The 18,726-nt window shown below is 46.4% G+C and carries 19 protein-coding genes, 1 pseudogene and 1 riboswitch; of the genes and pseudogenes, 19 read left to right on the plus strand and 1 reads right to left on the minus strand.

What is annotated here, in order from left to right; genetic code table 11:
- Positions 1-8 precede the first annotated feature (8 nt).
- Positions 9-918 (plus strand): annotated as a pseudogene (locus NSQ38_RS16350) (AraC family transcriptional regulator).
- A 365-nt stretch (positions 919-1,283) separates the two neighbouring features.
- On the opposite strand, the gene NSQ38_RS16355 reads toward NSQ38_RS16350, so the two are convergent.
- The gene (locus tag NSQ38_RS16355) at positions 1,284-1,445 is read right to left on the minus strand and encodes a hypothetical protein (protein WP_339782953.1); all 162 of its coding nucleotides are present in this window, start codon (positions 1,443-1,445) and stop codon (positions 1,284-1,286) included.
- Between the two features lie 44 nt (positions 1,446-1,489).
- Here NSQ38_RS16355 and NSQ38_RS16360 point away from each other — a divergent pair, with 44 nt between their 5' ends.
- From NSQ38_RS16360 to NSQ38_RS16445, 18 genes are all read left to right on the plus strand, one after another.
- Positions 1,490-2,146, plus strand: a complete 657-nt coding sequence (locus NSQ38_RS16360; RefSeq protein WP_338587698.1) for a stage V sporulation protein AA — start codon at positions 1,490-1,492, stop codon at positions 2,144-2,146.
- Complete coding sequence (locus NSQ38_RS16365; RefSeq protein WP_211083510.1) at positions 2,127-2,555, plus strand: stage V sporulation protein AB; 429 nt, start codon at positions 2,127-2,129, stop codon at positions 2,553-2,555. Before NSQ38_RS16360 ends, NSQ38_RS16365 begins: the two co-directional genes overlap by 20 nt.
- A 24-nt stretch (positions 2,556-2,579) precedes the next feature.
- On the plus strand, positions 2,580-4,247 hold the full coding sequence (locus tag NSQ38_RS16370; RefSeq protein WP_338587697.1) for a spore germination protein: 1,668 nt from the start codon (positions 2,580-2,582) through the stop codon (positions 4,245-4,247).
- Between the two features lie 104 nt (positions 4,248-4,351).
- Entirely contained in the window at positions 4,352-5,683 is a 1,332-nt protein-coding gene (gene lysA / locus NSQ38_RS16375) for a diaminopimelate decarboxylase (protein ID WP_017687645.1), read from the plus strand.
- 249 nt (positions 5,684-5,932) lie between these two features.
- Positions 5,933-6,364 (plus strand): peptidylprolyl isomerase, encoded by a 432-nt coding sequence (locus tag NSQ38_RS16380; protein WP_017687646.1) that lies wholly within the window; start codon positions 5,933-5,935, stop codon positions 6,362-6,364.
- Positions 6,365-6,495: 131 nt separating this feature from the next.
- Positions 6,496-7,785, plus strand: a complete 1,290-nt coding sequence (locus tag NSQ38_RS16385; RefSeq protein ID WP_339782956.1) for a hypothetical protein — start codon at positions 6,496-6,498, stop codon at positions 7,783-7,785.
- 168 nt (positions 7,786-7,953) lie between these two features.
- Positions 7,954-8,120: riboswitch (FMN riboswitch) on the plus strand.
- Positions 8,121-8,443: 323 nt separating this feature from the next.
- Positions 8,444-9,547: a bifunctional diaminohydroxyphosphoribosylaminopyrimidine deaminase/5-amino-6-(5-phosphoribosylamino)uracil reductase RibD gene (ribD, locus tag NSQ38_RS16390; RefSeq protein WP_176872572.1), complete on the plus strand. Its 1,104-nt coding sequence runs from the start codon at positions 8,444-8,446 to the stop codon at positions 9,545-9,547.
- Between the two features lie 61 nt (positions 9,548-9,608).
- Positions 9,609-10,277: a riboflavin synthase gene (gene ribE, locus NSQ38_RS16395; RefSeq protein WP_036607839.1), complete on the plus strand. Its 669-nt coding sequence runs from the start codon at positions 9,609-9,611 to the stop codon at positions 10,275-10,277.
- A 31-nt stretch (positions 10,278-10,308) separates the two neighbouring features.
- The gene (locus NSQ38_RS16400; protein WP_091028885.1) at positions 10,309-11,541 is read left to right on the plus strand and encodes a bifunctional 3,4-dihydroxy-2-butanone-4-phosphate synthase/GTP cyclohydrolase II; all 1,233 of its coding nucleotides are present in this window, start codon (positions 10,309-10,311) and stop codon (positions 11,539-11,541) included.
- Between the two features lie 101 nt (positions 11,542-11,642).
- Entirely contained in the window at positions 11,643-12,110 is a 468-nt protein-coding gene (gene ribE, locus NSQ38_RS16405) for a 6,7-dimethyl-8-ribityllumazine synthase (protein WP_017687651.1), read from the plus strand.
- Between the two features lie 104 nt (positions 12,111-12,214).
- Positions 12,215-13,015: a segregation/condensation protein A gene (locus tag NSQ38_RS16410; protein WP_076328266.1), complete on the plus strand. Its 801-nt coding sequence runs from the start codon at positions 12,215-12,217 to the stop codon at positions 13,013-13,015.
- On the plus strand, positions 12,984-13,640 hold the full coding sequence (scpB, locus tag NSQ38_RS16415) for an SMC-Scp complex subunit ScpB (protein ID WP_339782958.1): 657 nt from the start codon (positions 12,984-12,986) through the stop codon (positions 13,638-13,640). Before NSQ38_RS16410 ends, scpB begins: the two co-directional genes overlap by 32 nt.
- Before the next feature lie 188 nt (positions 13,641-13,828).
- Complete coding sequence (locus NSQ38_RS16420) at positions 13,829-14,560, plus strand: DUF2953 domain-containing protein (protein ID WP_339782961.1); 732 nt, start codon at positions 13,829-13,831, stop codon at positions 14,558-14,560.
- 147 nt (positions 14,561-14,707) lie between these two features.
- Positions 14,708-15,190, plus strand: coding sequence for a GerW family sporulation protein (gene ytfJ / locus NSQ38_RS16425; RefSeq protein ID WP_339782962.1), 483 nt, complete (start codon positions 14,708-14,710; stop codon positions 15,188-15,190).
- Positions 15,191-15,320: 130 nt separating this feature from the next.
- Complete coding sequence (locus NSQ38_RS16430) at positions 15,321-16,514, plus strand: D-alanyl-D-alanine carboxypeptidase family protein (protein WP_339782963.1); 1,194 nt, start codon at positions 15,321-15,323, stop codon at positions 16,512-16,514.
- A 31-nt stretch (positions 16,515-16,545) separates the two neighbouring features.
- Positions 16,546-17,172 (plus strand): nucleoside recognition domain-containing protein, encoded by a 627-nt coding sequence (locus NSQ38_RS16435; RefSeq protein WP_017687657.1) that lies wholly within the window; start codon positions 16,546-16,548, stop codon positions 17,170-17,172.
- A gap of 6 nt (positions 17,173-17,178) precedes the next feature.
- Entirely contained in the window at positions 17,179-17,712 is a 534-nt protein-coding gene (locus tag NSQ38_RS16440) for a spore maturation protein (RefSeq protein WP_017687658.1), read from the plus strand.
- Between the two features lie 63 nt (positions 17,713-17,775).
- Positions 17,776-18,594: a serine protease gene (locus NSQ38_RS16445; protein ID WP_339782965.1), complete on the plus strand. Its 819-nt coding sequence runs from the start codon at positions 17,776-17,778 to the stop codon at positions 18,592-18,594.
- Positions 18,595-18,726 lie beyond the last annotated feature (132 nt).

An 18,726-nucleotide genomic window follows, 5' to 3' on the forward strand; every position in this document is an offset into this window, starting at 1 on the left:
TGAGGGCCATGCAGAAAATCGAATTTATCATTGATCAACATTTGAAAGAAATGACGCAACACCGTACCGATACATTATCTATAGCCTGTTATGAGACAACCATTGTTCAAAATGTTCACGGACATATTCCTCTCCACTGGCATGATGAATTGCAGTTTGTTACCGTTCTTCAGGGTACGGCGTTGTTCCATATCAACGATCAAAAGGTGATTTTGTCCAAAGGTGACGGGATTTTTATCAACAGTGGAATAATGCATATGGCCGAAGATCACGGTGTGAGCGAGAACTGCATTTATTTATGTCTGAATTTGTCCCCGCATGTTATCATGCCTTCGGATTTGTATATAAAGTACGTACATCCATATGTAACAGCAACTAATTTGCCTTTTCTGTATATCGAAAGAGCTAACGCTTGGGGAGAACAGATCCTGAGTGCCATTGCACAGATTAGAAAGGAGCTAGTGCAACAAGTTCCTTTTTACGAAGTGAATGTTGCTTCTTCGGTGCTGAATATGTGGAAACTACTGATTATGAACGGATATTCCCTGGAACATGATCCATCAGAGATGAGCAGAAACAAGCGAATGAAAGACATGTTGCAATGGATTCATTTCAACTATGCCGAGCCGATTAGATTAGAAGATATTGCAAAGGCCGGACAGTTAAGTCGATCGGAGACATGCCGTTATTTCAAGCAAATCCTGAAAACCACACCCATGCAATATGTGATCGAGTACCGCATCCAAAGAAGCATTGAACTATTGCAACTCTCCGAGCGTAGCATCACCGAAATTGCCTATGAGGTTGGATTTAAACAGCACGAGTTATTACATTAACCAATTCCGCAAAACAATGAATTCAACCCCTTTACGTTTTAGAAGGGAATTGAACAAAAGAGAAAAAGAACATAATTGCTGAACTATTGTACATGATCCGTGAGCCTATCTACAAATTCCAAAGAGTCGCCCATACGGCGACTTTTTTGATATGTGTAATAATGCTTCACACTCAATTACGCCCCAAATCGGTCAATAGTCACTCCTCCGTTCAAGTCAAAATAAAGCCCGAGATTCATCTTTTAAATCCCCCTGCCTCCTCCCCAGCATATTTATTTCAAACGTTTGGAAACGGGAGGACGATGGGTAGCGGAGGGATGGAATCGGTCAAAAGGAGCGAAGCGTGAGGGCTCATCTAAGGATGCATAAGCAACGCAGGCGGCAGATTAGACCTGAAGAAGCGAAGCGTGCGCCTTTGTCTCCAAATTTCTAACTCTTAGAAATAATTCAAAAGAATTTGGAGACAACAGCGATCAGAAGGTTGGTCTGCCGTCGGAGTGTCTGCGTGTATCCTCCCCCGAGCAACAGCGACCAATGACCGATCCATCCCGCAGCGCCCCCACCCACCTCCCGATCTTTTTCCAACCCGTTTGTAATAAATTTGCACATTCTTCAAATACTAACTTAAATTACGCAGTAAAGGAGTGCTATGGATGTCCCAGACACCCACTCCAATGGTCTATATTCGTCTGCGCAGCCGTATTCGCATCCAGAGGGGCAGAGCAGTCAAGCTTGGAGACATTGCACATGTACTGACCTCTTCTGAAGACCAGGAGGGCAGGCTACTGGAGCTTGAACTGCTGCGCCCTGGACCGGAGGATGGCAATCTGATCCTCATTGATATATTGCAGATTATTCCCCAAATTCGGCGTATCTTGCCGGAGGTAAGTGTGGAACTGATGGGATCAGGTCATACGTTGGTTGAAGTCATTGCGGGAAATGGTCAACCTTCCAAGTCCCTGTTCATTCTGGTTTGGCTGCTGCTGTTCTTTGGATCAGCCTTAACCATTATGAATTTTCATGCCGATGTGAACATGCAGGAAGTACAGATTCGAATTGTGGAGATGCTCACTGGGCATCGGGACGAACATCCCTATCTGTTCCAAGTGGCGTATTCCATTGGCATTGGATTCGGAATGGCAGTATTTTTTAATCATTTGTTCAAGAAAAAGTGGAATGAGGAGCCTACTCCGCTGGAAGTGGAGATGTTCCTATACCAGCAAAATGTAGATAAATATGTGGTGATTGAAGAAAGTGAACGGATGCATGAGCAGGAACGCAGGGAGATGAATGCGGATGAGCGTTCTTAATGGAGCAATCAGCATTGTATTGGGTGTTGCAGGGGGGATTGCCGTAGGAAGCGGCGTAATTGCGCTCATTCTGGTGCTCGATATGATTCCCAGGTTGGCTCAACTTACGCAATCGTATGACAAGACTCACTGGTACGAAGGGGCGCTAATAGGTGGCTCACTGCTCGGCACGGTGGCGGATTTCTGGCATTGGAAAATGCATGGGGTGCTGCTGCTCAGCCCAATCGTTGGTTTGTTCTGTGGCGTCTTCATCGGTCTGCTCGCCGCGGCGCTAACTGAGGTACTCAATGTACTACCCGTGCTAGCTAAACGATTGGGCATGAAACCTTATTTGTTTGGATTACTGCTCGCCATGATTTTGGGCAAAATGACAGGTTCCCTGTTTGATTTTTTCATATATCAGCGGTAACTCGTGGCCATAGGAGGATGGAAGATGGATGAACAAACAGAGCACACAGGCCAGGAAAATAGTGAAGGTATAACGGAAGAGATGTTACACAAGTCTGCTTATGAGATTCAGAAGGAAGAAGAGGAGAAAGCGTACAGTAAGAAAAAACAAAATGAGATGTCCGACAGCATTGAGGAATCCGTACAATATTGGCAGGAAAACGATGATATCTCCCCACGCATGAGTGAGAATAGATATACACTACAACAGGTCCTGGGGCTCGGAGAATCGTTTGACGTGAATATGAGGGAAATGGTTCTGGGTGGCAAGCATGTTGGATTGCTGATGATCACCGGCTTCGCCAAGGATGAGATTTTGCTTGAGGTGTTGAAAAGACTCACCTATCTCACGCCGGATGACGTGTCCGGACATGCTCTCAAATCCTATTTTGAATGTTACATTCCCCATATTCAGGTGGAAAAAGTCGAGAAGATGAGTGCGGTCATCAACAAGGTTCTTACTGGTATGAGCGCAATGTTTGTTGAAGGGGACCGCTCGGTCTTAATTATGGATACCCGGAGTTATCCGGTACGTTCACCCGAAGAACCTTCATTGGAAAGGGTAGTCCGCGGTTCCAGAGACGGTTTTACCGAAACACTCCTCACCAATGTAACCTTGGTGCGCCGCAGAATACGCGACCCTGGATTGAAATTTGAGATCATGCAGGTAGGGCGGAGAACACAAACCGATGTCTGCGTGGTGTACATTGACGATATTGTGGATAAAGTGCAAGTGGATTCAGTTCGTGAAAAAATTCAGCGAGTGGATATCGATGGTATTCCCTCCGCCGATAAACAGCTGGAAGAAGCGATTATCAACAAGGGTTGGAATCCGTTTCCACTCGTTCGGTATTCCGAGCGACCAGATGTTACAGCTTCCCATTTGCTGGAAGGACGAGTTGTCATTTTCGTGGACACTTCCCCCAGTGTGATGATTCTGCCTACGACCTTCTTCGACCTGTGTGAGCATGCCGAGGAGAATAGACAGACTGCCTTGATGGGAACGTATTTACGATGGGTGCGTTTTGCAGGGATTCTCATCTCGTTGTTTTTGCTTCCACTATGGCTTCTCATGGTTATTGATCCTTCGATTAAACCGATGGGACTTGACTTTATTGGTCCGCAGGAAAATGTAAAGCTGCCGCTGATTCTACAGTTTCTACTGATTGAACTGGGCGTCGATTTATTACGGATGGCCGCGGTCCATACGCCTACACCTCTGGCCTCTGCAATGGGCTTGATCGCGGCAATTCTAGTCGGGGATATCGCCGTCAAAACAGGATATTTTGTCAATGAGGTTGTACTCTATATGGCTATCGCAGCCATCGGCATGTTTGCCACGCCGAGTTACGAGCTGGGTCTCGCCAACAGGTTGGTCAGGTTGGTTCTGCTAGTCGCTGTTGCGATATTCAAGGTTCCTGGATTAGTCGTGGGCAGTACACTACTCATATTGGCGCTCACCGTTCACAGGTCGTACAATTCTTCGTATCTCTGGCCTTTTATACCGTTTAATGCAAAGGCTCTGGGCAACTTTTTATTCCGGCTTCCGTTGCTGGAAAATAAAAAACGTCCATCATTTAACAAAACCCGTGACAACACCAAAATGTCCGATGATCCGGACGGTGAACTGCGAAAAAGTAAAAAACACAAATGATCTTCCGAAAAATCCATTCATCTCGCTGCCTAATTTGATATACTGGTGTAAAATCATTGGAATAGCAACTGTTCCAGTATACAAAAAAGTGAGGAATGCAGATTATGTATTTACATGGTACAAGTAAAATAAATGCACAAGGACATCTGGAGATTGGCGGAGTTGATGCAACAGATCTGAAAGAACAATTTGGAACTCCCCTGTACGTTGTGGACGAGCAATTGGTTCGCGAGCGTTGCAGAGAGTACATGGAAGCGTTCCGTGCTTCCGGACTGGGTTTCCAGGTTGCTTACGCAAGTAAAGCATTCTGTGTAATGGCAATGTGTGCACTTGCAGCTGAAGAAGGACTTTCCCTGGATGTTGTATCTGATGGTGAACTGTTTACTGCACTGCAAGCAGGATTCCCTGCTGAGCGCATTCATTTCCACGGTAACAACAAAACGCTGGAAGAGATTGAAATGGCTCTTGATGCGGAGATCGGATGCTTTGTTGTTGATAACTTCAATGAACTGCATCTGTTGCAGGCTGTAGCCGCGGACAAAAATCGTAAAGTAAACATTTTGCTTCGTGTGACGCCTGGTGTTGAGGCCCATACGCATGAATATATTTCCACAGGTCAAACGGATTCCAAATTTGGATTCGATATCGGCAATGGTACAGCATTTGAAGCGATTGACTTGGCTTCCAAGCAATCTAACCTGGTATTGCTCGGTGTGCATTCCCACATCGGTTCCCAGATCTTCGAAGTTGAAGGTTTCCAGATGGCTGTTCAACGTGTTGCTGAATTTGCAGCAAGTGTATATGAGCGTCTTAATGTTGCCTTCAAAGTGGTTAACCTTGGTGGTGGATTCGGAATCCGTTATATCGATGGAGATACGCCGCTTGAAGTTGCGCAATACGTGAAGGCTATTACAGACGCAGTTAAAAATCATTTTGCCCAAATCGGTTATGCCGTACCTGAGATCTGGGTTGAACCAGGCCGCAGCATCGTGGGTGAAGCAGGAACAACGCTGTATACTGTTGGAACAAGCAAAGACATCCCAGGCGTGCGTAAATACGTTGCCGTTGATGGTGGGATGACCGATAACCCACGTCCTGCTTTGTATGAATCCAAGTACGAAGCTGTGCTTGCCAACCGTGCAAATGAGGCTGCTCAGGAAACGGTATCTGTTGCGGGTAAATGCTGCGAGAGTGGCGATATGTTGATCTGGGATCTGGACCTGCCAAAAGTGGAGAGCGGCGATCTGCTCGCTGTAGCTTGTACAGGTGCATATAACTACTCCATGGCTAGCAACTACAACCGTATTCGTCGTCCGGCTGTTGTGTTTGTCAAAGACGGTCAAGGTGATGTCGTAGTACGCCGTGAGACGTATCAAGATATCATCCAGAATGACCTGGTACCAGCGCGCATTGGCAAACAGCCAGTAACTCGCTAATTCGTCAAAAGATAATGCGTTTCTGCATTATTCAGGATATAGGGATTTTAAATTTGAAGCAGATGAAAAGGGAACTTCCTTTTTCGTCTGCTTTTTGTATATTCGGACTAAATTATGAAAAAAAGTTTCCGTTTTTTTTGCGATCCAGTCATTTTCGGTGTACACTAAGAAAAGTGCTGTAATGTTTGACCCAGGGTCATGCGTTCTGGCACCATTAACGATGGTCAATACGAAAGGAGTCATTTACATATGGCGAAACAAGCGAAAATTAAATTGGCAAACGGCGGAGAAGTTCTGATCGATCTGTTCGATCAAGAAGCTCCAAACACAGTAGCAAACTTTGAGAAACTGGCTAACTCCGGTTTCTACAATGGTCTTACATTCCACCGCGTTATCCCGGGCTTTGTAGCTCAAGGCGGATGCCCTAACGGTAGCGGTGCAGGTGGCCCAGGTTACACAATCAACTGTGAAATTAACCCGAACAAACATGAGCGCGGAACACTTGCTATGGCACATGCTGGCCGTAACACAGGTGGAAGCCAGTTCTACATCTGCTACCAACCGCAACCACATTTGGATGGACAACATACTGTATTTGGTAAAGTAACTAAAGGTATGGAGTTCGTGGACGCTTTAGAAGGTAAAGACAAAATGGAAACTGTTGAAGTTGTAGAAGCTTAATACCTTCACCTTAACTGGATCCAAACATGAAGTGCTTCTTTTATAGAAGCACTTTTTTTGTTTTTTTACATACTTGAAATCGATGATTAGAAAGGATGAATAAAACCTTGGATACGGTTACTCAGCTAAGCTTGTTAAAACAAATTTATAGTGAGCGAACGTTGTGGGATGAAGAACTGCAGGCATCGCGCCATGTCGTTCCGGATAGTCTATCCGTAAAGGATCGAGAAGCGCTTGAGGCAGCGGGGCATGAACCGAATCGATTTGTACGTCCCCAACATGATGAAACGATTACTGAGCTGAAAAAAGTTGCGAATCAATGGACGCTGAATGATGCAGCGCAGGCCTTTGTGTCCTCTTTGTGGTCAGCACCCATGATCTGGCGCTCGTTGCTTACGGGCAAGCTTATTGCGAGCAGTATGCCAAGTCATGAACATACGCCATATCCATCTTCGAACACTTGCAAGATCTGCGGATTAAGTGTAGATCAAGCTACCGACACGACGCTGCAATGGTATTGGCGGATGACCAATGGAACCCCGTTGGACGGTGATCCTTTTGGATATGTGCTGGCACTTCGAGAGTTGGCTGCAGCGCAGGAGCTTCCAATACCCAATGATTACGACCGTTGGACATTCCGTGCGGTGTTAACGGTGCTGCGCGAATTACCTCCCAAAACACGCTACAGCAAGGCAGCAGTAGCGCTCAAGAAGGAACGTCTTTTGCCTACACAGAAGGAATATGCCTACCGTGATTTGCTTGAGACGTTAGCTTTGATTGGCATATTGGATACGCCGGAACATCCTGGAATGATCACGGAATTCACCACTTACATGCAACGTGACGCACGCCCCAATGTTCGGGTTGAGGTACAGGCGCCTCTGGCGTGGTGGGACTCATCTGTGGGAATCAATGAGAACAACCTGAACAAGATATTTCATGATTTTGATCTGAATAATATATCTCTTGCGGATAAGCCTGATGAGAGTCCAGCTGTAAAGGACACGATCTTAGGAGCATTGGAGAAGAAGAGAAGTGTTCGCGGAAAAGTACCAAAGGCATCTCCTGATGCAGGTACCGGGGAGGTACAGTCTGGAGATGTGTATGCTGTTCGGGTCCGGGAAGGTGTATGGGTGACAGTATACTGTCATGAAGTCAGAGACAAGCGTGTCATCGTTGAATATTTGGATGGTGTCTTTCCAGAGATGCCGGGAAAAGCAGATTTGCATGGAACGTTTCGACCGAGAGCGAATGGACGCTGGAAATGCTCGGCTATTGCGATTGATTCCACAAGTTGGGTCAGAAGGGTGGCAAGAGAGTTCCCGCTTCCGACTTCGCCCCTGCAAGAACCTGATCGCACTCCATTCCATAATGCCAAAGAATTAAAGCATATGGCGAGCTGGTGTTTTCCTGATATGTAGAATGCTGCGATGGATGTGAAATGTGCCTCCAAACAAAAACCGTACCTCCTTGAGAGGAAGCGGTTTTTTGTTGTTTCTTAGCTTATTAAAAGTTAGTATGTGACAAAAAGAAACAAAAAACAATTGATTTTTTGGCATTAAAGTGCTAACATCCAAGTAATAACGAAAGCAATCCTTCAGGGCAGGGTGCAATTCCCTACCGGCGGTGATGCAGGAAGTGTAAGGACATATGTCCAGCACTTGATGCAAAGTCCGTGACCTGTCTGCCATTGGCAGATGGCTGATCTGGTGTAATTCCAGAACCGACAGTATAGTCTGGATGGGAGAAGGAGAGGTGCAGACCTAACAGGTTTGCATTCAGCAGGAGTATTGCTGCACAGTCACGATTGGTAATGTCTTGCACTGTGCAGGGAAGATCCGGTTACGCCGGACAGTTCCATACATATGCCGCACTATAAAAGCTCTTTACCTGTAATTGATGTTCATTAAGGTATGTGTCTATTTTCACTTGCCCGAAATGAAGTTTTGGGCAAAGTGTTGGCGTGCTGTATCCATTTCACTCCTGCTGGTGACATTTGTCTCTCATCATCCCCATCGAACTGATTGTTCGACGGGGATTTTTTAATAAACAAGACTTTAAACCGCGGGGTGAACGGATTTGGAAATGATCAATGATGAATTTTATATGGCACTGGCATTGGATATGGCGGAACGAGCACAGGGACAGACGGGGATTAATCCGGTCGTTGGATGTGTAGTTGTGAAAGAGGGTCGTATTGTAGGCCTGGGAAGCCATCTGAAACGTGGAACCGGTCATGCAGAGGTGCATGCACTTAACATGGCAGGCAGTGATGCAGAAGGAAGTACGGTATACGTCACACTTGAGCCTTGTAGTCATTATGGCAAAACGCCACCTTGTAGTGAACGCCTGATTCATGAAAAGGTGAAACGTGTTGTGGTATGTTGTGAAGATCCAAATCCGCAAGTATCCGGCAGGGGCATCAGCATGCTTCGTCAACAAGGCATTGAAGTTGAAGTTGGCGTACTGCGTGAGCGTGGAAGACGAATGAATGAAAAATTCATTAAATTTATTACAACGGGTCTACCTTTTGTGACACTGAAGACGGCTACGACTTTGGATGGCAAAATTGCTACTCGCAGCGGAGACAGCAAGTGGATCTCCAACGAGCCCGCTCGTGAGATTGTGCATGCCCTTCGTCATCGTCACCAGGGAATTATGGTTGGCGTCGACACAGTGATTGCCGATAATCCGGAACTTACAACCCGTTTACAAGTGGAAGGCATTAGTCCGGTGCGCATTGTGGTGGATTCCAAGTTGCGTCTTCCCGTAGGTGCCAAAATGGTTAAGGATGGTCTTGCTCCAACATGGGTTCTGACCACAGACGAAGCCAGTCCTGAAGCTGCTGAACGTTTGGAAGCTTACGGTGTTGAGATTATACGCTGTGGTCCTGGACCACGTGTGGATCTGTTAAGCGGACTTAGCAAGTTGGGTGAGCGTGAGATTGGTTCGATTTTGCTTGAAGGTGGGGGCACTCTGAATGGAGCCATGCTGGAGGCACGGTTGGTCGATCGACTGCTCATGTTTATCGCACCGAAGATTGTAGGCGGTTATGATACACCTGGAAGCTTCCGCTTCGAAGGTGTGGAACGTATGAATCAGGCGATTCAATTGAATCAGTTGGAGATCGAAAAAGTTGGAGATAATATCAGCATTGGCGGTATTCCGGTGTGGCCTGAATAAATAAATGAATTTTAAAGAAACAAGTTAGACTCTTTATAAATTAAAGAAGGGAGGCGGCAGCATGTTTACCGGTTTGGTGGAAGAAGTTGGTCAGATCCGGCGTATTGGTCGGAAAGGCGAAGCGATGGTCCTGAATATCGGAGCTTCCGCCATCATGGACGATCTGAAAATTGGTGATAGTGTAGCAGTGAACGGCGTGTGCTTAACTGCGACAACGCTCGAAGGTGGAGGTTTTACCGCCGATGTAATGCCTGAAACCTATCGCCATACCAATCTCAGTCAGCTGCAATCTGGCAGTAAAGTTAATCTGGAGCGGGCCATGCAATCCGGCGGTCGTTTTGGCGGACACATCGTTCAGGGCCATGTCGATGGTACTGGAGTGATTGGCAGTATAACACGTGATCAGAATGCGATTGTGTTTGAGATCAAACCTGATGATCACCAGTTGTTCAAATATCTGATTCCCAAAGGATCAGTTACACTGGATGGCATTAGCTTGACCGTTGTCCATACATCGGATACCGCATTCACGGTTTCCATAATCCCGCATACCATTGGTGAAACTGTACTAAATGTGAAAAAGACAGGGGATACCATTAATATCGAATGCGATATTTTGGGCAAATATGTGGATCATCTGCTCCAGTATGGGAGAGGACATCGAGAGACGGGTGCTGGCAAGCCGCGCAGTATCAGTGAAGATTTTCTCTCCAATCACGGATTTGCATAAATAGAAACAGAAATAAACTGGAGGTGGACCCATGTCAGAACAATCCATTTTGGATACGATAGAAGAAGCCATATATGATCTCATGCGTGGCAAACCCGTCATTGTTGTGGATGATGAAGATCGGGAGAATGAAGGCGATTTTATCGCTTTGGCCGAAAAGGCGACACCTGAAGTCATTAATTTCATGATTACTGAAGGTAGAGGTCTGGTCTGTGTTCCGATTACACAACAACGTGCGGACGAACTGAATCTTAAACCGATGGTTCAACAAAATACGGATTTCCATGGAACAGCCTTCACCGTTTCTGTGGACCACAAAGATACGACAACAGGTATCTCGGCACATGAACGCTCTATTACCGTGAAAGGTCTGATCGATCCTGAAGCGAAAGCTGGGGACTTCCGTAAACCTGGTCACATGTTCCCGCTGATTGCAAAAGATGGCGGTGTACTTCGTCGTGCCGGGCATACAGAAGCGGCGGTAGATTTGGCCATTATGTGTGGTTCATATCCCGCAGGCGTGATCTGTGAAGTGATTAAGGAAGATGGCACAATGGCCAGACTTCCGGATCTGCAGGAGATTGCCCGCAAGCATGATCTGAAGCTGATCAGTATTCAGGACATGATTCGTTACCGTAACGAAAAAGAGCAGCTGGTTCAACGTGAAGTGGCTGTGCGTATGCCAACGGACTTTGGCGAGTTTCAAGCGGTGGCTTATACAAACGCTGTGGATAACAAGGAACATGTGGCTTTGGTCAAAGGTGAAATAGATGGTTCCAAACCCGTACTTGTACGTGTGCACTCTGAATGTTTGACTGGTGATGTATTCCATTCCCATCGTTGTGACTGTGGTCCTCAGTTTGATGCGGCACTCAAACAGATTAACGAGGAAGGCAACGGCGTACTGCTCTATATGAGACAGGAAGGCCGGGGCATTGGGCTAATCAACAAACTCAAAGCCTATAAGCTGCAAGAGGAAGGTCTGGATACGGTGGATGCAAACCTGAAGCTGGGATTTGCTGCCGACTTGCGTGATTACGGGATTGGCGCTCAAATTCTGAAAGACCTTGGGGTTCGTCAGATCAGACTGTTAACTAACAATCCTCGTAAAATTAAAGGCCTTGAAGGATACGGACTTGAAGTTGTAGAACGTGTTGCGATCCAGATGGAAGAGAACGAGGACAATACGGTTTATCTTCATACAAAGCAAGCAAAGCTGGGGCATATGCTCAAGTTTGATGATATCGAACAAAACGAACAGTAAATATATTTTAGATGAATAACGTTCACCATGTAATTTATGGAAGAGATTAATTAGGATTTCCGTTACTTACATTACATTATACCGTTAGGGAGATGACTTGAATGCCACAATTTTTTGAAGGACATTTAGTATCAGAAGGATCACGTTATGGAGTTGTCGTTGGACGTTTCAACGAATTCATCACCAGTAAATTACTTAGCGCGGCGCTTGATGCATTCAAACGTCACGGCGTGCAGGATGATGAAGTGGATGTAGCCTGGGTTCCAGGAGCGTTCGAAATCCCTCTGATTGCGCAGAAAATGGCGGAGAGCGGCAAGTATGATGCGGTGATTACCCTGGGAACTGTCATTCGTGGATCCACTACGCATTACGATTATGTGTGCAACGAGATGGCTAAAGGGGTAGCAGCAATCAACCTGAAAACTGGCGTGCCTACAATCTTTGGATTGGTTACAACAGAAAATATTGAACAAGCGATTGAACGTGCCGGAACCAAAGCGGGTAACAAAGGTTGGGATGCAGCTACGGCGGCAATTGAGATGGCAAACTTGACGAAACAGCTAAAATAGTGCTTATTTAATAGTAGTGCCCTGCTTTGCGCAGACGAACACGGGAAACCGGATTCGTACGGCTTAGCAGGGTTTTGTATTTTTCTGGCGGGAGGATTCGTCTAGTGACGGTAGTTACATACAAACTGGAGACTTTTGAAGGGCCTTTGGATCTGCTGCTTCATTTGATTGACAAGGCTGAAATTCATATCCAGGATATTCCCATCAGCGATATTACCGATCAATACATGGCGTACCTGCATTCGATGCAGGAACTGGAACTGGATATTACGAGTGAATTTCTGGTCATGGCAGCAACATTGCTGTCGATCAAGAGCAAACTTTTACTGCCTAAACCACCGGTAATTGAGGACTTCGAGGATTATGATTTTATGGAAGAAGAAGATTATGATCCACGTGCAGAGCTGATTGCACGTCTGATAGAATATCGCAAGTACAAGGGAATTGCGCGTCATCTTCATGAACGGGAGTGGGAACGCAGCCTTATATTTTCCAAAGAGCCCGAGGATCTGCGCCCCTATATGCCCGTAGAAGCCCAATCGAACCCGGTTGAGGGTTTACACACCTCTGACCTGATTGCAGCATTTCAGAAGGCGCTACGCAAGGCTGAGAAGCGTACAACTGTAACCCGAATCAAACGGGATGAGATTTCGGTTAAGGACCGGATACGGGATGTCATCGGCGCTTTGGAAAGTATGGGGCCGGGAGGCAGACTGTTATTTTCCAAGTTGATGGATGAACATATCTATCGCCATGAGATTGTTGTCACTTTTCTGGCGGTGCTGGAACTGATGAAGATGAAGCAGATTGTCTGTTATCAGGAACGGATGTTTGAGGATATCGTTATGGAGTGGAGAGGGGAAACAAAGAATCATGGATTTTCCGAAATTGAAATCGATTATTGAAGGCCTGCTGTTTTTGTCCGGAGAAGAGGGGCTGAGTATCAAACAAATCGCCGAGATCGTCGACCAGCGAGTGGAACTTGTAACGGACGCGATTGAGGAGATGATTCATGAATTTTCACAGCAGGGACGAGGTGTACAGATTCTCAAGATCGCTGGTGTAGTGCAGTTGGGCACCTTGCCTGACCACGCTGTATATTTCGAGAAACTGGCATACTCTCCCGCACGAACGTCCTTATCCCAAGCGGCTCTGGAGACGCTGGCCATTGTGGCGTATCGTCAGCCGATTACACGGGTAGAGATTGAGGAAATCCGTGGTGTAAAATCGGAGCGGGCCATCCATACACTTGTGAATAAGGATTTGATTATTGAAGTGGGACGAGCCGAGGCGATCGGACGACCAATTCTGTACGGAACGACCAAGTCATTCCTGGATTATTTCGGTTTGGCTTCAATTAAAGACCTTCCGGAACCAGGCTTGTTCGAAGATTCCGAAAACCTGGAGGAAGAGACACAACTGTTATTCAACAAACTGGATTTGCAACAACTGGAACCGGAAAGTGCTGATCCGGCGGATGACCTAAGTCATATCGACAACGAAGACGATAATACGGGTTCTTCACTCTAATTTGCAAGCTCATACTAACCGACACCCATCAGTGGAGTCGGTTTTTTTGTGCATTGTTTTAGAAAAATGGTGAATAGAATAGTTTCTAAATAAATATGAAATGGGATTTTTAGGTCAGACGTGAATTTTTTCCTATTCAGAGTGTCATACTAGACGAGAAAAGAATTGAGGGCTTGGAGGTAAGGCCTGTGTGGATTTGGCTTGGAGGAATCGGTTTGTTGTTCGCATTGCTGATTGCCGCAGTCCTCATCTCAAATGTTCATGTACATTTTACATTCAGTAAACATAAAAGTGATGATTACGCCAATATTAATGTTCGTCTTCTCTATGGAATTGTGCGGATTAACTATGAGATCCCGAGTATTGTTTTTCGTAATATGAAGGAAGGTTTTCTGGTCAAGACCGAACAATCCATGAATCATTCGAGAGGTGAGGCCCAGGGAAGTGAGCGGGTCAACAAACGCAAAGTCAAGAAGTGGACTAAAGATGTGAAAATTATGCTTAGGGCAACGGACGCGCTCAAGCTGTGGCTTAAGCAAACACTCACACGAGTACATATGACCCAACTGTCCTGGGCTACCCACATCGGCGTTGGTGATGCAGCATATACAGCGGTGCTGACGGGCTGGGTGTGGAGCATTAAGTCCATTATTATTGGTTTTCTCACCTATCAGATCCGCTTTGATGAAACACCCGTGCTTCAGGTTATGCCGGTATGGTCCGATGAAATGGAATTTAGAACGGAGCTCGATTTCAGAGCGAAAATTCGGATTACAGCCGTTCTGATCGCTGGAGTTACACTACTCACCCGTGTGCTTCAAGTCGAAGGCGGATGGCGGATGTGGTTCAAGCTTCTTCAGGAACAGCGCCGCAGGCATAAGGAGAAACAAAAGAATAAGCTTAGTGGGACATCAGTATAAAAACCCATCATAGTCGGTCTGTTTTTGGGAATGTAAGGTTGGGGTTTGGTGAGTGTATTTAAAATGCTTATTACATAAGTCCCTTCATGTTTGGGGATGATATGGTTAGATCAAACCTAGCTTACATTGAAACTGGAGGGAATTTAAATGTCAGATCATCCAATTCAAGGCTTAATGGAAACTGCTATGGAAAATATCAAGGCCATGGTGGATGTCAATACAATTGTTGGCGATGCAGTCGAAACACCAGATGGTACCGTGATTCTGCCAATAAGTAAGGTAGGATTCGGATTTGCTGCCGGTGGTAGTGATTTTCACGTTAATGGAGAGAGTAGTGGCAAAAGTGGTGCTACGGGTACCTCTACTGAACATGCGAGTTCAGCTAAAGTTGCTTCTCCGTTTGGTGGCGGTAGCGGCGGCGGTGTATCCATACGTCCTATTGCGTTCCTGGTGGTAGGTAAACAGGGGGTACACATTGTACCACTCGATAACTCCACACATCTGTTTGAGAAACTCATTGACTCCACCCCATATGTTTTGGACCGAATTCAAGGCATGTTCCAACGGAATACAACACCAGCGAATGCTACAGGTGTACCGGTTACACCAGATCCATCAACGTACAGCTGAATCATTTCGTCATGATCCCTCCCGCATTCAAGCGTGAGGGATTTTTGCTGTTTTTGCCCTATGGGACATACTCCAAGTTGTCCGAACATAAGATAGTACAAGATTCCAAGTGACCCGGAGGAATGAATTGATGCGAAAAATAACGAAAGTTCTTGCATGCATGCTTATCCCTGTCTTCTTGCTGTCTTCATTAGGGGTTACTCAAGCCCAAGCAACAATTCAAGGTCCGTCTACACATGCGCAAAGCGCTGCTCTCATTGATGTCACATCAGGCCGGATCTTATACAGCAAAGATGGGGATAAGGAACTGCGAATTGCCAGTTTGACCAAAATCATGACAGCGATCGTAGCGATCGAACACAGCAAGCTGGATGAAAAAGTGAAAGTGTCTCCCTCAGCTTTTGCCAAAGAAGGATCTTCTCTCTATCTGAAGTTAGGTGAAGAGATGACGCTTGAAAACATGTTGTACGGGCTAATGCTCCGTTCAGGCAATGACGCGGCCTCTGCGATCGCAGAACATGTCGGTGGATCGGAAGAAGGCTTTGTCCTGTTAATGAACAAAAAGGCGGAGCAAATCGGTCTGATGCATTCTCATTTTATGAACCCTCATGGACTGGATGCAGAAGGTCATTATTCCACAGCCAATGACTTGGCCCGATTAACGGCATATGCGTTGCACAATCCGGTGTTCAAACGAATCGTAGCCACGGAGGACAAATCTGCACCGAACCCCAATGAAAGCTGGGAATACTCTTGGCACAACAAAAATAAAATGCTGCGGATGTATGAAGGTGCAGATGGAGTGAAAACCGGCTACACAAAGAAAGCTTTCAGATGTTTGGTCAGCTCGGCTACACGCAATGGACAGCAGCTTGCCGCGGTAACGCTGAACGACGGAAACGATTGGAACGATCATGCTCGGATGCTAGATTTCGGGTTTGAGTACTTCCCGTTAGTAGAGGTCGCCAAGCAAGAACAGCCTGTGCAAAATACAGATGTCGTTACGGGCCGGGGATTCTGGTATCCTCTGGCCGAGAGTGAGAAAAGTTCATTGACCAAAAAGTTGATTCTGCACGAAAATCGCGCCCAGTCAGAAACGAAAGTCGAAGGCAAGGAACAATCGACAGATCCTTCGTTCGGATTGGCAGGTCGCATTGATATGCAGCTTGACGGCAAACTTGTTGGCTCAATTCCGGTGTATCGCAAAGGCAGTTATATTCCTCCTGAACCGAAGACAGAAGATGCAACGCTGGGTGGAATCGGTGATGTCTCTTCCTGGGCAGCTGCATGGCGTGCCGTGTTAAGCCACCTGTTGTCTCCTTAGCTAAATCGTCATTGAAGGGAGGATATAATCCATGATTAATCTAATTTGGCTGCTCATGATTTTAATCGGATTTGCTTTTGCAGCCGTCAACGGCAATATCGAAGTGGTCACGCAAGCCGCTTTTGATGGGGCGGCAACGGGAGTCACGGTCTGTTTTGGACTGATTAGTGTGCTTGTGTTCTGGATGGGCATGATGAAAATGGCTGAGGATGCCGGTCTCCTGGCCCGGATTGCCAAGCTGCTCGGACCGGTTGTGGGTTTCCTGTTCCCCGATGTGCCCAAAAATCATCCGGCGATGGGTTATATTCTCTCCAATATGAGTGCGAATCTGCTGGGGCTAGGAAATGCGGCTACTCCGATGGGAATCAAAGCCATGCAACAACTGCAGGAGCTTAATCCGGACAAACAAACCGCTTCTCCTGCGATGTGCACCTTACTGGCTCTGAATACGGCTAGTATTACTATTATTCCGACAACGCTGATCGCCATCCGCTTAAACTATCATTCCGCCAATGCAACAGAGATTGTGGGAACAACATTGATGGCTACCATTATCGCTACACTTGCTGCTATAATCGCCGATCGCTGGTATCGGAACAGGGCTTTACACAAACCGCCGCGCATTCCGAAAAGTGGCAATCCCGGCATGAAAGGATGAGCACCTTTGTTAACCTTCATCAATTGGATCTCCGTCTGGGCCATCCCGGTTATTATCGCGTTTGTTCCATTATATGCGTTTACCAAAAAGGTCCCGGTTTACGAATCCTTTGTTGATGGGGCCAAGGATGGTTTCTCTACTGCAATCAGTATTATTCCGCATCTCGTGGGCATGATGGTCGCAATCAGCGTATTTCGTGCCTCGGGTGCACTGGATTTTGTGATTAGCCTATTCGCTCCGTTGGTGTCCTGGATGGGTGTTCCAGGCGAAGTGTTGCCACTCGGAATACTGCGTCCTTTGACTGGGACAGGCTCCCTGGCGTTTACAACCGATCTGATCAAAACCCATGGCCCTGACTCCATGATCGGACGTATGGCATCTACGATTCAGGGGAGTACAGACACTACGTTATATGTGCTGACTGTTTATTTTGGGGCTGTAGGCATAAGGAACGGTCGGTATGCACTCAAAGTAGGGTTGTTTTCCGATGTCGTTGGTTTTATTGCTGCCCTTGCCATTTGTTTGCTCGTTTTTGGTTAAAAGATATCTCCTTTCCTTCCGATATATTAGATATGCTAGAATAATAGCGGAGGAGAGTGAGACATGCAGAAGAGTTGGAAACGAATGCTCCGTGTCGGAATGTCAGGCGTGCTTGCTATTGCAATGCTCGCAGGGTCAACGGGGCTGGCGGCAGCTCAAGCCGTTCAGACGATACATTTTACAGGTTACTTCGACAAACAGCTGCGTGCACAAATGGCAGTCACAGCGGATTCTTTTCCAGTCGTGAATGTACGTTTGGTCAAGCAGGATGAACCCGATATGGTATATTATGATGTTGGTACCTCGATACTGATCTCCAAGGATGAAGTGCTCACGAATTATCATGTCGTTCAGAGTTATGCTGAACTGTCTGATGGTGATGAAGGCACACTGACTGTTGCGAGTCCGGGTTCCTTGGGTAAGCCTGTAAAGGCAAAGATTATTAAGACAGACCCGGTGACAGACATGGCGCTGCTGAAGCTGGACAAGGAAATAGACGCCCAACCGGTCACGTTTGCAAACGCAAGGGATAACCAGGTTGTCTATACCATTGGATTCCCCAAAAATCCTGCTGGTGATCTTGTCATCCTGGATGAAGATTTTCCTTCAACCTACAATACGATAGCCAAAAGCAGAGTGTTCAGTTCCCAAGCTTCGGACGTTCCAGGTAAAAAGGGAATCGGCAGTATTGTGAAATCCATGGCACAAGGTAATTCAGGTGGCCCTGTTCTGGATCAGAACAACCGGGTCATTGGTATGATGACATTTGTGTACGGTGGACGTACCTATTATATTACTTCCAAGACATTGCAGACTTTCATTAAAGAGAGTACTAAACCTGCCAAAAAACAGGTTGCAGTTGCAGGAAAAGTTTCCAATTAAATGATTTGAGGAAAAGGCTTATCTTTACACCATCTGTGTTCAACAGGTCGTGTAAAGGTAGGCTTTTTTGCGTCAATCTCAAAGGGGAAGGTCGCCTAAAATGCATATTCGTGTCGCCAGTTTGCAAAATCC

Origin of the sequence: Paenibacillus sp. FSL R7-0313, from assembly GCF_037969885.1 — a bacterium.
GTDB lineage: Bacteria > Bacillota > Bacilli > Paenibacillales > Paenibacillaceae > Paenibacillus.

Excerpts from the sequence above, each read along its gene's own strand:
- NSQ38_RS16400 (WP_091028885.1), top strand. The coding sequence starts at position 10,309 with ATGTCAGAACAATCCATTTTGGATACGATAGAAGAAGCCATATATGAT.
- NSQ38_RS16370 (WP_338587697.1), top strand. The coding sequence starts at position 2,580 with ATGGATGAACAAACAGAGCACACAGGCCAGGAAAATAGTGAAGGTATA.
- NSQ38_RS16355 (WP_339782953.1), bottom strand. The coding sequence starts at position 1,445 with ATGTGCAAATTTATTACAAACGGGTTGGAAAAAGATCGGGAGGTGGGT.
- ribE (WP_036607839.1), top strand. The coding sequence starts at position 9,609 with ATGTTTACCGGTTTGGTGGAAGAAGTTGGTCAGATCCGGCGTATTGGT.
- NSQ38_RS16445 (WP_339782965.1), top strand. The coding sequence starts at position 17,776 with ATGCAGAAGAGTTGGAAACGAATGCTCCGTGTCGGAATGTCAGGCGTG.
- scpB (WP_339782958.1), top strand. The coding sequence starts at position 12,984 with ATGGATTTTCCGAAATTGAAATCGATTATTGAAGGCCTGCTGTTTTTG.
- NSQ38_RS16380 (WP_017687646.1), top strand. The coding sequence starts at position 5,933 with ATGGCGAAACAAGCGAAAATTAAATTGGCAAACGGCGGAGAAGTTCTG.
- NSQ38_RS16360 (WP_338587698.1), top strand. The coding sequence starts at position 1,490 with ATGTCCCAGACACCCACTCCAATGGTCTATATTCGTCTGCGCAGCCGT.
- ribE (WP_017687651.1), top strand. The coding sequence starts at position 11,643 with ATGCCACAATTTTTTGAAGGACATTTAGTATCAGAAGGATCACGTTAT.
- NSQ38_RS16435 (WP_017687657.1), top strand. The coding sequence starts at position 16,546 with ATGATTAATCTAATTTGGCTGCTCATGATTTTAATCGGATTTGCTTTT.
- ytfJ (WP_339782962.1), top strand. The coding sequence starts at position 14,708 with ATGTCAGATCATCCAATTCAAGGCTTAATGGAAACTGCTATGGAAAAT.
- lysA (WP_017687645.1), top strand. The coding sequence starts at position 4,352 with ATGTATTTACATGGTACAAGTAAAATAAATGCACAAGGACATCTGGAG.
- NSQ38_RS16430 (WP_339782963.1), top strand. The coding sequence starts at position 15,321 with ATGCGAAAAATAACGAAAGTTCTTGCATGCATGCTTATCCCTGTCTTC.
- NSQ38_RS16365 (WP_211083510.1), top strand. The coding sequence starts at position 2,127 with ATGCGGATGAGCGTTCTTAATGGAGCAATCAGCATTGTATTGGGTGTT.